The sequence below is a fragment of the Robertmurraya sp. GLU-23 genome, from assembly GCF_052983275.1.
On sequence record NZ_JBRKCV010000011.1, the window covers coordinates 106,211 to 120,241 of the forward strand.

Sequence of the window (14,031 nt, forward strand, 5' to 3'; positions counted from 1 at the left end):
CCTTAATTCGAGTAAGCAGCAAAAGAATAAGCGGAAATTTTCCGGTTAGATGCGAAATGGAGATCGTTTTGGGGTAAATAAGGGGAGGTTTTCCGCTTATGCAAAGCAAAACCTCCCCTTTTTCGAATTTTTCGAGCCAATAGGCGGAATCTTTCCGTCTATTTAAGCCATTTTTAGTCATAATTACTAATTAAGCGGAATTTCTCCGTCTATTATCAGCTCGGGTGCTTAACCTGATCTCCCAACCGACAATTGCGGATACTCTTGAACTTAGATGTGGGAATCAGCAGCTTTTTATCGACCAGCTTATCATGATCAATAAAATTGGTACTCAAAGCGGCACTGTAAATGACACAATTTTCTACCCTCTATATTTAATTGTACAATACTTATTCCCATCTTAATAATGATGTCAATTGATCTGTCAAAGTTAATGGGATTTCGTAGAAACGTTAATAAATAAAGAAAAGACGTATGCACCCGAAAACGGAACCCTTTAGTTAATCACGGGGACGCTTTTTTACGAAAAAATAAATCATAAAAATCATCATAACAAATGCAGCCAAGATGAGTTGAAGTTTGGTATCAAATTTCAGAACTTGGTGAACCCCATAAGCCTCGATAAACAAAGAAGGAATCTTTCCAAGGGTACTCACTATACCGAATGTGACAATATTCATCTTACCAACCGCAGCAGTTAACGTCACGAAACCTGACGGAACAAAGGGCAGCAACCGAAGCAAAAGAACGATCGCAATAGCTTCAAAACCTTTTGATTCATACAACCGGTTTAGAAGGAGTCGAACCCATCTCCATTTGACCTGCACCTTTTCCTTCACCCGCGAAAATCCTTTTCGGTAAAGCCAAAAGCTCACAATGGCACCAAGGGCTTCTCCTATAATAGAAACAACTAATCCAACCTCAAAACCGAGAATGGAAATATTGGCTGCTGTTAAAAAGGCGCTTGGAATAACACCAGCCACAGCGATGAGCACATTGCCAAGTACACTTCCAAAAATAAAGAGAATTTCGTTCATTGTCCGTTCTGCCACTTATACCCTACTCCCCAAACGGTTTGTAAGTGCTCATCGGCAGGGAAATGGGCTTTTCTTAATTTTTCTCGGAGATTTCTAACATGGGAGTCAATGGTTCTGTCCTCAGTAGCAACACCATGGCCCCAAATCGAGGTGATCAAATGGTCGCGGGTAAATACCCGATTAGGATGGGTTAAAAACAGCTCCATCATGGAAAATTCCTTTGGTGTTAATGGAATCGGTGTTTTTTCATAATGCAGATCAAAGGATTCTAGATTCAACACTAACCCTTTAAAAGTTAATAGTGGGCTTTTGGACGTATGTCTTCTTAATACAGCCCCAATTCGAGCAAGTAGTTCGTCTTCATCAAATGGCTTCGAAATATAATCATCCGCCCCAATATCAAGTCCCTTCACCACATCAGTCTTATCCGTTCGTGCTGTTAACATGATAATGGGAATATCCCATTTTTTTCTGATTTCTGCACATAACGTCCAACCGTCCATTTCAGGCATCATGATATCAAGAAGCACAAGGTCAACCTGATTGGATGATAGGTATTCAAGTGCATACAAAGCGGAAGTGTGTGGTACGCATTTGTATCCTTTAGGTTCTAGATAAAGGCATAATAAATCCAACATCCGTTGCTCATCGTCTACCAGCAAGATCGTTTTCATCACTCCACGCTCCCCTAAACATCATTTGAAATTCTGTTCCTTCTTGTATTTGGCTTCTCACTGTAATCGTTCCGTCATGTTTATTTACTAGTTCCTTCACAATAGAAAGTCCGAGACCGGCCCCACCTAGCATACGAGTCCGGGATTTATCAACCCGGTAAAAACGGTTAAAGATATGTGGTAAATCCTCCTCAGGGATGCCGTTACCCGTATCACGAATCGTCACAAAAAGCTGGTTTTTTCTTAGTTCAACCATCACGCTAGTACTTCCCCCATGCGAAGAATATTTCATGGAATTATCCAGTAAGTTCAAAAAAATCTGTTCCATTCGGATCGGATCTGCCAGTAAAAAGAAATCACTTTGGCAGGAGATGTGGAGAGTCATACCTTTCTCCTTAAAAGCCGGAGCTAGTTTCGCCTCCACTTTTTCAAGAATCTCCTTTATGTTAACTTCGGTTTTTTCAATCAAAAACGAATTCTGATCCATTTTGGCTAAGTCAAATAGCTGCTTTATTAAGTCATTTAAACGATTGGTTTCTTCAAGAATAATAGCTAGGTAGTTCTGTTTTTCTTTCTCAGATAACTCACGTTTCATGACAATTTCTGTATACCCTTTTATATAAGTGATCGGTGTTCGTAATTCATGCGATATGCTTGCTAGAAAGTCATTTCTCTCTTGCGTTAAAAAGGTAAGATCATGTGCGAGCGATTCAATCGATTTAGCCAGATCGCCAAGTTCATCGTTCCCTGTTTCAGGTAAAGTGATCGAGTAGTTCCCTTGGCTGATTTGAAAGGTTGCATCCTTCATATTGATAAGAGGCTTGGTGATTGCCTTTGAAAGCAAAGCGATAATAAATAATGTTAGACCAACCGTTAAGAACCCAGCAAGGAGGAAATGTTGGTTTAATCGTTTAATTAATGAATGAACGGTTTCTGTGTCTTGAAACATGAACACATATCCAATGATTTCTCCCTTATTTTCTAATGAGCTAACGGTAGATATGAAAGGTTCTGTCTCCCAATTATTCTCGATAATGACGCCTTCCTGAGGAACTTCTTTTGAAGGAAGCTTTACGTGATCTATGAGTTGTTCATTTTTACTCGAAGAATCAAGAATCTGTACATCAGCATCGGTTACCACTACATCTGTTGTGGATTCTGTCTCCATTAAAGCAACGTGGGTTATGGTTTCTGGCGTAAAATGGTTCTCTAAAATCGCACGATGGGAATTTCCACGAGCTTGAAGGGCATGTAGCTCTTCTTGTACCCGTGATTCTACTAAAGCAGAGTGAAGAAAGAAGAACATAAACGATTCTAGTCCTAGAATACATAAAAAGAAAATGGCACCTAATTTGATCGATAGCTTTTTCAAAGGGAAATCTCCTTTTCCTGTCATACTTACTATAGTAATCGAAATCACTATGGAAATCTTAATTTATGAATAAGAAAAATAAGGCAATACTAGCAGATGACAAAAAAGAATCAAACTTTATGCATAAAATCTGCACAAAGTGTTGTTAAAGTGAAACTATGTTTTCACTATGAATTTGTAGAAAAAGGAGAGTAACGTAGATGAGAAAACGATTTGCAAGTATGATAAGTATATTGCTTCTAACATTTTTAGCTGCTTGTACTTCGAATATAGACGAAGGAAAAGAAGCAGAAGAGCATACGGAGGTTACTGAAACCACTGGGCGTGTATCGAATGAGCTTCTTGTTACAAGTACGAAAAATGTGACAAGGCTAGATGCTGATACTTTGAATGAGGCAGCGATTATGGTTTCGCAAACCATTTGGCCAGCAACAGGGAATGATAATCGACCTGGAACCGTTATTTTAGCACCAGCAGATCAATGGCAAATCGCTCTTGCTGGGTCCGATTTAATCCACCATCCGAATAATGGGCCGGTACTATTTTACAATCAAGAGCTTTCGGAGGAAACATTACATGAAATTAATCGCTTGAGCCCAACTGGAAATGTGAATGGAACAGAAGTGATGGTCATGGGAGATGCTTCCGAGAAGGTTCTTGACGCATTAGAAGAGTATAAGGTGGAGCAAATCACCGGGAACGATCCAGCTGAATTTGCATTTGCAGTTGATAAGAAGTATGCCGAGACGGCTGGAGAATTGCCTCAAAGTGTGATCATCGTTTCTCTTGAGGACGATGCAAAGTTATACTCACTTGTTGCCTCTAACTGGATTGCTCATATGCCTGAACCTGTTTTATTTGTTTCAAAGGATAAAATCCCCCAAGCGACTGTGGAAGCATTGCAATCCCGTGGGAAAAAAGCAAATATGTATGTGTTGGCACCTGAAGAAGTGATTTCTGAGAGTGTTGTTGCTAGCTTACAAGAGTATGGAAAGGTGACTCGTATTGATGGAGAAACTCCCGTGGAAGCATCCGTTGCTTTTGCTAAATTCAAGGATGAAAAAACAGGTTTTGGTTGGGGTGTGACAGAACCAGGTCATGGGTTTGCTTTTACGACAACCGCTCAACCTGAGTTTGCCATCGCTGGAGCACCTTTTGCCCATTTAGGAAAGCATGCACCACTTCTTTGGTTGGAGAATGGAGAAGCTACAAGTGAAGTACATGAATATTTAGGAGCTCTTCAACCAAAGTTTACCGATGACCCAACTGTTGGGCCATACAACCACGCCTATATTTTAGCGAATTTCAAAGAAGTTTCAATGGATACACAAGGAATGATGGATAGTATGTTAGAGATTTCTCCAGCTAATGGAAGCGGAGGACATGGTTCACATTAATCATAGGAGGACCTTTTTAAGATGAAAAACATTTTACTAGTGGCTGCTGCTATTAGCTTTTTAACATTAACGGCGTGCAGCCAAGAAGACGAGACTGCACAACAAGAGGAGTCAACAAATCAAACTGAAACTCAGGGCTCAGACTCCCAGGATGAAACGGAAGATGAAACTAAAGTCTCGCTTGCATCACATGACTTTTTTGAATCATTCACTGGAAAAATAGATCATATCCATGGGCTCGGGTATGTGGGAGAGCAAGGGGCTGCCTTTTTTGCCGCTCATGACGGATTAAAGATATATGAGAACGGAACATGGTTAAAAACGAAGAGGGAAAATAACGATTATATGGGCTTTAACGCGACCGATGATGGATTTTATTCTAGTGGACATCCGGGAACAGATTCTAAGCTTCCCAATCCGATTGGCATAATGAAAAGTGTGGACTATGGTCAAACCTTACAAAGTCTTGGCTTTGAAGCCGAAGTGGATTTTCATCTTATGGCGGTTGGATATAACAATCATCAGATTTTTGCGATGAGCCCACATAAAAACTCCATTATGAAGGCAGATGGATTTTATGTGAGTGAAGACGACGGTGCCAATTGGAAAGAAGTCTCCGCGAATGGTTTAAAAGGTGAGTTCATCGGTTTGGCTGTACATCCAACGGATAAAAATATTTTGGCAGCCGCAGGTGAGGATGGAATTTACTTGTCTAAAGATCAGGGAGAAAGCTTTGAGTTACTTACAACAGGAACACAGGGAACAAGCGTTTATTTTACAGGTGATCGTCTCCTCTATGGTGAATACGATGGTCAGCCTTCATTGGTACTAAGAAACTTAACTGATGATGAAGAAAAGGAAATTAACTTGCCGGAGATGAAGGAAGACGCCGTCATGTACGCCGCAATCAATCCAAAAAACGAGCAAGAAATCACATTTGTTAGCTTTAACAATGACATTTACCAAACCACTGATCAAGGTAAAAACTGGAATTTGCTAGCGCAATCAGGGGTTTTACAATAAGAGTCAGACGTAGAGAAGGAGTTCTCTGCGTCTTTTTTATGTAGATAAGTATAATTTTTTCCTCTTAAAGGATAATAATCCTAGCATAATTTTTACTTGTGAAAGTTCGGTGAGAAGTTTGAGGAAAAAAGGGAGTAACAAAAAATCTGAGAAAAAACGAGAAATTACGACCATAAGGGAAGCATTTGATTCTCTAAGGAAATCAACTGATTTTGTGTTTTATAAAAAGGAGCATGGCAACGTTCCGTATGTTATTTCCTATTTTTCAAGTATCGTGGATGCGGAAATAATCCATCAATATATCCTACCGAATTTGCTAGAAATCAGTGACTTGAGAGAACTCAAGTCAAAAATTCCGATTGAGGAAATTATTGATGTTACAAGCCCGAAGGATCTAACTGAAAAGATGCCTTCTGGGTATGTGTATATTTACTTTACAGATTCAGATCATCATGGTGTTTTGATTCCTGCAATGAAAAATGAAAATCGGTCCATTTCTCCGCCTGAAGTTGAATTTAGTGTGGTGGGTCCGAAAGAATCTTTTGTTGAATCATTAGATACAAATATTTACCTTATTCGAAAAAGATTGCCGATTGATAGCCTAAGAGTGGAAAAAATTACAATCGGTGATTTATCAAATACCGGAGTGGCCTACTTATATATAGAAGATATTGCAGATGAAGAAAACGTAAATACACTCAAGCAGCGACTGAATGAAATCGATTTTGATGCGATTGGGGATACGGCTTATATTTCACAAATTATTGCGGACAATCAGCGATCTCCTTTTCCACAAATTCTTGACACGGAAAGACCTGACCGGGTGGCGACCGCATTGGCTGAGGGTAAGTTAGCCATATTAGTCGATCGATCACCACATGCATTGATCGGTCCTACTACGTTTAATGAGTCCATCTCTACATTTGAGGACTATTTATTAAATTGGTATGCTGCTTCCTTCATTCGAATTGTCAGAATTGCATCCATTGCCTTTTCTATTTTAATCACACCTATTTATGTAGCAACTTTGACGTATCATTATGAATTAATACCGAAGGATTTATTGGCAACCTTAATTACGTCAAGAAGAGCGATTCCCTTGCCGCCGATCTTAGAGGCTCTGTTTCTTGAGCTGACCATTGAATTACTAAGAGAGGCCGGAGCTAGACTTCCAACAAAGGTAGGTCAAACCATTGGTATCGTAGGCGGGATCGTTATCGGGACTGCGTCAGTTGAAGCTGGCCTAACAAGTAATGTTTTGTTAATCATGGTTGCCTTGGCAGCTCTGGCTTCATTTACCACGCCGACGTATCAATTCGGTAACACGATCCGTTTGATCCGATTTCCATTCTTATTTTTTGCACATGCATGGGGCTTAATTGGAATTGTTCTCTGCTTTTCGTTTCTGGCAGGACATTTATTGCAGTTAACCTCATTAGGGAGACCATATCTAGAGCCATTTTATCCTACAAGGGTTAGAGATTTAAAGGATACGATTATTCGACTGCCGTTTTCCAAGCTAAGTCGAAGACCTGTTCACAATCATCCCGAACAGAAAAAACGCTTCTCACCAAAAGATGAAAAAGTTCAGCGAGATATTGATGAATAGCTCGTTAGAAGGAGTTGTTCCTTTGTGACTACCATCCCAGACCGATTAAAAGTATCACCATTTTTTTCTTTTTACCTGGTCCAAGCGATTCAAATAGGAGTTGGAATTTTAGGTTTTCAGCGAGTGCTCACAAAGGCAGTCGGAAATGATGCGTGGATATCAATTATTTTAGGAGGAATAGGAGTTCATGCCGTCATATGGATGATTTATCAAATTCTTAATAAACAAGACGGAGATATTACTGATGTGCATCGGGTACTGTTTGGCAAATGGATAGGATCGTCCTTTTCCATTTTGTTAGTTATTTATTTATGTTTATTAACAATCACTGTCTTAAGGTCCTATATAGAGGTAGTGCAGGTCTGGATATTTCCTGGAATTAGAATTAGCCTATTCTCGATTGTGATATTGATTATTGTTTTTTATATTGTCAATGGAGGTCTCCGTACCGTTACTGGGATGGCCGTTTTAGGAGTTGTCCTCCCGTCCTATTTGTTGTTTTCCTTATTTTATCCCTTAAAGTATGCATTTTTTGAAAATCTGCTGCCTGTTATTGATCACTCCGTGTTAGAAATTTTGAAATCAACCAAACAAATCTCCTTAAGTGTATTAGGATTTGAGACATTGTTATTTTATTATCCATTTTTTAAAGATCCGAAGAAATCACAAAAATGGGCTCATGTAGGTTCAGCATCGACGATCTTTGTGTATCTTGCGGTGATGATCGTAAGTATTGCGTACTTTTCTGAAGAGCAATTAACCCGGAATATATGGGCAACCCTTACCATGTTAAAAATTGTTCAGCTTCCATTTGTCGAGCGAATTGAATACGTGGCGATTTCTTCTTGGTTATTTGTGATTTTGCCGAATCTTTGTTTAGCAATGTGGTCTGCAAGCCGGGGGGCAAAACGAGTCTTTAAAAAGAAACAACGGGTATTATTAGTTCTATTACTATTACTTGTTTGTGCAGGTTGTTGTTTATTAAAAACCCGTGAACAAATAGACATGATGAGTAAGTTTACTGCTGAAATAGGTTTTTATTTAATTTTTGGTTATATTCCTTTTCTATTTCTTTTTAGTACTATTTTTCATCGTATGAAAGGGCGGAAATCCGCATGATGAAGATCGTTATCTTACTGATGTCCTTATTACTATTAACAGGCTGTGTGGAACAAAAAATCATTGATGATATCAATATTATGAGTGCAGTTGGATATGATGCTAGAGAAGATGGAGAAGTCAAAGGGACAATCGTTATCCCAGTTTATAAAGCAGATAAAAGTATATCGAATGAATCTTTTATGAGTGTAGCTAAAGTAAGCAAAGAAATTAATCGACAATCACAAATGAAATCAGCGGATCCATTAGAAAATGGCGGTATCGAAGTTGTTCTATTTGGAAAAGAGCTAGCGGAAAGAGGGGTATATGAAATAACGGATACCTTCGAACGTGATGCTGGTATTGGTTCTCGATTGTATCTGGCTGTTGTTGATGGCAATGCGGATGAAATATTGGAAAAGAATCTTGGAAACCTGGGAACAGGGGCATATTTAAATACTTTGTTTGAACATAATATGAGGCATCGAGAGTTGCCTCGGACGAATCTTCATTTATTTATGTACTCGTATTATTCAAAAGTAAAAGATTCTTTTCTTCCCTATGTGAAATTAACAGGAAATAAAGTGAAGATTATTGGAATTGCCTTATTCAAAGGAGATAAAGCAGTAGATTATCTGAATGACAAAGATATGTTCTTTTTTAAGGCACTTATGGAGAATTTCAGGAATGGTGCCTATACTTTTAAAGTAGGGAAGGATTATGTCACTACATACAATATAACGATGAAAAGGAAGTATCAAATCGAGGATCCATTAACCCAGCCAAAGGTAAAGTTACGTGTCAAATTACAAGCGCATATAAGAGAATACTCAGGTAAAGCCCTCGATTCAAAAGTAATTGATTTAGCTGGAAAGTCATTGGAAGAGCAAATAAATAAACGGACAGAAGAGTTACTGAATCGTTTCCGAGATAATGGCATCGACCCCATTGGTATCGGTGTTTTAGCAAAAACTCAAACAAAGAATTTTGATCCAGAAAAGTGGAATGAAGTCTATCCGAATGCTACTTTCGAAGTAACGAGTAAAGTGTTCATTACGGAAACGGGAGTAATTGAATAAGAGCAAAAACCTCTTAATGGTGGAAATCCACAAAAAGAGGTTTTTGTATTAATTATACTTGGCTTTCAAATAAGGTGTTTCGATTATTATATTTAGATATTAAGAAGAGCAGCAGCATGTTAATGATCAATAAGAAAAGGCCGACACAAAGAAGGATGATGGGACTAATTATTAACATCCCTGTCGCTTGACCTACGAATAAACCAACGATCGGAAGGATGACCAGTCCACCGATTTGCTGAGCTTCCTGAAAACTTTTTGATCGGGCTGACACTAATACTTCGATTAAAATGGTAAATAAAGTAATGATTGGAGATAACCAAAATACAAGCAAAATCCAATTGATATTTGGAAAAATAAACCCATCAAAGATTGGATAGGTTATGGCAGTTGTAATAACACCAAAAATGACAAAGCTGCCGATTGTTAAAAACATGGTTGGAACAAAAGCTGAAAGTACCTTTCCAATAAACAATTCCTTTACGGTAATTGGTGCAAATAACAGACTTTCTAAGGTGCCTCTCTCCTTTTCCCCAACAAAGCTATTAAGAGCAATCATCATCGAATTGATGACGGGAATAAGAAGAAACATAGAACCTAACAAATAGTTTACAACCACATAAATGATTTGATGGTTAAACGTTGGTAACGCGTTAATCGTGTCTTTCATTTCTCCGTTAGGCAGACCAGATAAAATAGTGTTTGTCATTGTCTCTATATCAGAAGAGGTGAGAGGAACAAAATGAATAAGTAAAATAAGTGCAGCTGGAAAAATGATAGCAAAAATCAAGGGCAGGATGATTAGACCGATGAGCACTTGTTTATTACTTGTTATCCCCTTAATATCTTTCAAAGCAATAGTCCAGACTAGTTGCCTATTTATCTTCATTTTTCACACCTCTAATCTGAAAATACAAACTCTCTAAATCTCTATTTTGAATCTCTACATGGTGAATCCAGAATTGCTTCTTCAATATTTCCTCTAATAATCTGGGCAATTGGTCTTTTGTTTGCAAGATAAAAGTAATAAAAGAGCCGTCTTGTTTAACCACTTTATATAGAGGACTTAGTTCATTAACATCCGCGTTTGTCTCAATTTTTACAGAGATTTCTTTTATATATTTTGCTTCTAGTCCTGATTTGGTACCAGATTCAATAATGGTACCATGATCTAAAAATAAATATTGTGTACAAACGCTTTCAATCTGGTGCAGTATATGAGAGCAAAGGAAGATCGTGGTTCCATATTTCTTGTTAAGAGTATGGATATTTTGAAGGACCATTTGAATACCTTCTGGGTCCAATCCATTTGTCGGTTCATCTAAGAACAAGATGGTCGGGTTATGTAAGATGGCTTTGATGATTCCTAATCTACGTTTCATACCTGTGCTATAGGTACCCACTTTTTTGTGCTGATGGTCGTCCAGTTGAAAATCCTCAAGTAATTGTTGAATCCTTGTCTCATCATTTACTCCGTAAAGTTTCCCGAAGAACCTAAGATTATCAACACCACTCATCTCGTGATAAAGACCTGCTCCATCTGTAAGTATCCCGCTGATTTTTCGAATTTCATGACCTTGTGCATGTGGATCCCAATTGTTGACGAGTATCTTTCCTGCTGTGGCTTCGATAACACCATTTAATAATCGAATGATCGTCGTTTTTCCACTGCCATTAGGTCCTAGCAACCCGACAATATCGCCTTTATTAACGGTGAAAGATACATCATGTAGAACAGGTCGAGCATCGAATTGTTTTTGAATTCCTTCTACTTGAATAATTGGAGTCAATCTTTTGTCCCCCTTTTTAAAATAAACCTATAACAACAGTAATTATATAACTAACCACTTGTAAAAAAAAGTAACTAGATTTATTCTAGTAATGATGAATTTCCATTATTAAGGTAATTATATCATTAATAAGGTAGAAGAAAACGAACAGGAGAACACGTTTTGAATAAAATAAACTCATTACAACAATTGGTTGAATTCATCCCGGTATTTAAAGAAGCCATCCCTGCTGATTTATCGATTGCCGTCTGTAATCTAGAAGAATTCATTGCCTATTTTCCAGGTGATAATATTAACTTAAACATTAAAGTAGGGCAAAAAATTAATCGAGAAGAACCACTTTCTGTTGCGATTCGTGAAAATAAAAGGCTTCAAGCAGAAGTACCAAAAGATTTCTATGGATTTGAATTTACAGGTACGGCTCTTCCGCTTCATGATGAGAAAAACAAGGTCATTGGAGGAATAGCTGTTCAAATTAGAAAACAGAGTGAACTAAGAGCCATTGCTGAGAAAATTTCTAATTCCTTGTCGCAAGCTACGGAACAAATTAATTCAGTGGCAACTGGCTCTGAATCCTTAGTCCGACTATCAAAGGAACTTCTCGAACAGTCGAGTCAAGCGGGAGAGAATGTGAAAGAAACGGATGTCGTTTTGTCAATGATCAAGAAAGTTGCTGATCAGACGAACTTACTCGGTTTGAATGCAGCCATTGAAGCGGCTAGAGCAGGACAGCATGGGAAAGGATTCGAAGTAGTGGCAAACGAGATTCGGAAATTCTCGAGAGAAACCGTATCTTCCACACAAAAGGTGAGTGAAATCACTTCACAAATTCAAAAAGCAACGAACCATATGGGACAATCGATTGAAAAAATAGCCGCTGTTGGTGATGAACAAGCGGAGTCCATTCATGAAATTTCTTCCTTGGTCGAGGAGATTGAGAAGCTTTCTAAGAAGCTTGGAGAATTTGCAAATAAATTATAATAAGTTACAAGCTAACAGGCACTTCCACTACACGGAGTGCCCTTTTTAATATAAAATAGTTACCTAGGTAACTATTTTATGATATAGTAGTATTATGATAGGTAAGGAGAGGTAATTAGATGCAGGAGAAACATGAGCTATTTCACAGTATCCACCAGCTTTCAAGGAACCTGACCAAAAGAGTAAATGCGGCATTAGAACCGTATGAAATTTATAGCTCTCAGTGGTCAGTCTTATTTGTGCTTAAGGAAAAAGGATCTATGACACAAAAAGAACTATGCCAGTATTTAGCGATTGAAGCTCCACCTATGACAAGAACCATTCAGAAGCTTCAAAAATTAGGGCTTATTGAACAGACCGAGGGGGAAGATCGACGAAAAAAATATATCGGTCTCACCGAAAAGGCCATCACAAGCTATCCAGTTTGGGAACAAGCCGTGATGAATGTGAATAATCAAATCATTAGTGGTCTTTCAGAACCTGATCAAAAGGAATTGCGAGTCCTTGTGACCACATGGTTAAAAAAATTATAGGGAGTTGTGAACACCTTGGATGATACAACACAAATAAAATTGTGGACCAGAAACTTTATTGCGGTTTCAGCCAGCAATTTCTTTTTATTTATGAGCTTCTATTTTCTCTTAGTAACATTACCAGTATACGTCGTGAACGACTTAGGGGCATCTAAATCCTCAGCTGGTTTACTTACCACCGCTTTTCTTCTAGCAGCCATTATCATACGCCCTTTTTCAGGTAAATTAATTGAAAAATATGGCGGTAGAATCATATTGATCACTTCATTAGTATTATTTCTTGCTACCACCTTATTCTACTTCTTTGCAAATAGTGTTCCACAACTGCTAACGGTAAGGCTGATTCATGGAATTAGCTTTGGGATGGCAACCACAGCTGCTGGCTCGATCGTAGCGGATATTATCCCTGAAAAAAGAAGAGGAGAAGGAATGGGATACTTTATCCTATCCTCAGCACTAGCAATGGTCATTGGCCCTTACCTCGGGCTAACTTCCATGCAAAGTGGTGGCATTCATGTGATGCTTATGATTGCTCTGGTTGCTTCATTCGGTGGACTTGTTGCAGGTTTCTCTATATCAAAAACGAAGGAGCAGAGAGAAGCTTCAAAGGAACCGACGAAGTTTACAACAGGTTCACTCTTTGAGAAAACCGCATTACAGATTGCCATAACAGGTGCATTCTTTGCAATTATCTATTCGTCGATCATTTCATTCATCTCTGTGTATGCAAATGAAATCCATTTAGGACACGTCGCAAGCTTTTTCTTCGTTGTTTATGCTATTGTACTCTTAGTGTCGCGTCCCTTTACTGGAAGATGGTTTGATCAATTCGGAGCAAATATCATTGTGTTTCCTGGGATTGTTCTTTTCTCCATTGGTTTGTTCATTCTGAGTCAAGCATCATCAGGTTTTATCTTTTTGCTTGCAGCTGCTTTTATCGGCCTTGGTTGGGGTACCTTGTTTCCAACTTTCCAAACCATCGCGATACAGTCTGCACCACCGAAACGAAGAGCCATGGCAACAGCCACCTTTTTATCTGTGTTTGATATGGGAATTGGTTTTGGATCCTATATCGTTGGACTATTAGCAACTGGGCTTTCATTTAGCCAACTATACTTTTACGGATCGTTTTATGTACTGGTAGGAATGGCTGTATACATCTACTTTAATTTGAGAAAATCCATCAGCAAGAACGCGGAAGCAACTTATCATACGGAATTGAATAAGCGGGCTAATTAGTTTGGTACTTTTTTTGAAAGAAAGGACTCGGGTTTTTATCCGAGGCCTTATTTGTATGGCTGATTTCGGCAGAACGGTGGTCTTGTCTGGGTGAGAGGAGGATTGGGACAGGAGTGCGCTCGAGACTAATTATTGAGTCTGAGTAGAGGGCTCATTCGGACAGGGGCAAGAGCAGAAAGCGTAACCAGAGTCCGAATCA

13 protein-coding genes are annotated in these 14,031 nt (G+C 38.6%); 8 read left to right on the forward strand and 5 right to left on the reverse strand.

The genetic code is table 11. From position 1 onward, the window contains the following. Positions 1-500 precede the first annotated feature (500 nt). Genes ACVBAX_RS16990 through ACVBAX_RS17000 form a run of 3 tightly spaced genes read right to left on the reverse strand, consistent with a single transcriptional unit; the run spans position 501 to position 3,083 of the window. Complete coding sequence (locus ACVBAX_RS16990) at positions 501-1,052, reverse strand: TVP38/TMEM64 family protein (RefSeq protein WP_447118075.1); 552 nt, start codon at positions 1,050-1,052, stop codon at positions 501-503. After that, positions 1,034-1,711 carry a response regulator transcription factor gene (locus tag ACVBAX_RS16995; RefSeq protein WP_447118118.1) on the reverse strand — a complete coding sequence of 226 codons (678 nt, stop codon included), beginning with the start codon at positions 1,709-1,711 and terminating at the stop codon, positions 1,034-1,036. The genes ACVBAX_RS16990 and ACVBAX_RS16995 overlap by 19 nt, the downstream gene beginning before the upstream one ends. Beyond that, on the reverse strand, positions 1,683-3,083 hold the full coding sequence (locus ACVBAX_RS17000) for a sensor histidine kinase (RefSeq protein ID WP_447118076.1): 1,401 nt from the start codon (positions 3,081-3,083) through the stop codon (positions 1,683-1,685). Before ACVBAX_RS17000 ends, ACVBAX_RS16995 begins: the two co-directional genes overlap by 29 nt. Before the next feature lie 200 nt (positions 3,084-3,283). On the opposite strand from ACVBAX_RS17000, the gene ACVBAX_RS17005 reads away from it, so the two are divergent. The 5 genes from ACVBAX_RS17005 (at position 3,284) to ACVBAX_RS17025 (ending at position 9,289) form a co-directional block, all read left to right on the forward strand. After that, on the forward strand, positions 3,284-4,480 hold the full coding sequence (locus ACVBAX_RS17005) for a cell wall-binding repeat-containing protein (RefSeq protein WP_447118077.1): 1,197 nt from the start codon (positions 3,284-3,286) through the stop codon (positions 4,478-4,480). Positions 4,481-4,501: 21 nt separating this feature from the next. After that, complete coding sequence (locus tag ACVBAX_RS17010; RefSeq protein ID WP_447118078.1) at positions 4,502-5,503, forward strand: F510_1955 family glycosylhydrolase; 1,002 nt, start codon at positions 4,502-4,504, stop codon at positions 5,501-5,503. A gap of 109 nt (positions 5,504-5,612) precedes the next feature. Beyond that, positions 5,613-7,112: a spore germination protein gene (locus ACVBAX_RS17015; protein ID WP_447118079.1), complete on the forward strand. Its 1,500-nt coding sequence runs from the start codon at positions 5,613-5,615 to the stop codon at positions 7,110-7,112. Between the two features lie 24 nt (positions 7,113-7,136). Beyond that, positions 7,137-8,231, forward strand: a complete 1,095-nt coding sequence (locus ACVBAX_RS17020) for a GerAB/ArcD/ProY family transporter (RefSeq protein WP_447118080.1) — start codon at positions 7,137-7,139, stop codon at positions 8,229-8,231. Next, on the forward strand, positions 8,228-9,289 hold the full coding sequence (locus ACVBAX_RS17025; protein WP_447118081.1) for a Ger(x)C family spore germination protein: 1,062 nt from the start codon (positions 8,228-8,230) through the stop codon (positions 9,287-9,289). Before ACVBAX_RS17020 ends, ACVBAX_RS17025 begins: the two co-directional genes overlap by 4 nt. Before the next feature lie 52 nt (positions 9,290-9,341). Here ACVBAX_RS17025 and ACVBAX_RS17030 read toward each other — a convergent pair whose 3' ends face one another. Together ACVBAX_RS17030 and ACVBAX_RS17035 are read right to left on the reverse strand one after the other, a co-directional pair. Next, positions 9,342-10,178 carry an ABC transporter permease subunit gene (locus ACVBAX_RS17030; protein ID WP_447118082.1) on the reverse strand — a complete coding sequence of 279 codons (837 nt, stop codon included), beginning with the start codon at positions 10,176-10,178 and terminating at the stop codon, positions 9,342-9,344. Then, positions 10,165-11,079 carry an ABC transporter ATP-binding protein gene (locus tag ACVBAX_RS17035; RefSeq protein WP_447118083.1) on the reverse strand — a complete coding sequence of 305 codons (915 nt, stop codon included), beginning with the start codon at positions 11,077-11,079 and terminating at the stop codon, positions 10,165-10,167. Before ACVBAX_RS17035 ends, ACVBAX_RS17030 begins: the two co-directional genes overlap by 14 nt. Before the next feature lie 162 nt (positions 11,080-11,241). Between ACVBAX_RS17035 and ACVBAX_RS17040 the strand changes: the two genes are divergently transcribed. The 3 genes from ACVBAX_RS17040 (at position 11,242) to ACVBAX_RS17050 (ending at position 13,832) form a co-directional block, all read left to right on the forward strand. Further along, the gene (locus ACVBAX_RS17040) at positions 11,242-12,060 is read left to right on the forward strand and encodes a methyl-accepting chemotaxis protein (protein ID WP_447118084.1); all 819 of its coding nucleotides are present in this window, start codon (positions 11,242-11,244) and stop codon (positions 12,058-12,060) included. Positions 12,061-12,179: 119 nt separating this feature from the next. Next, positions 12,180-12,593, forward strand: a complete 414-nt coding sequence (locus ACVBAX_RS17045) for a MarR family winged helix-turn-helix transcriptional regulator (RefSeq protein WP_447118085.1) — start codon at positions 12,180-12,182, stop codon at positions 12,591-12,593. A gap of 15 nt (positions 12,594-12,608) precedes the next feature. Further along, positions 12,609-13,832, forward strand: a complete 1,224-nt coding sequence (locus ACVBAX_RS17050) for an MFS transporter (RefSeq protein WP_447118086.1) — start codon at positions 12,609-12,611, stop codon at positions 13,830-13,832. The last annotated feature ends 199 nt before the right edge of the window (positions 13,833-14,031 follow it).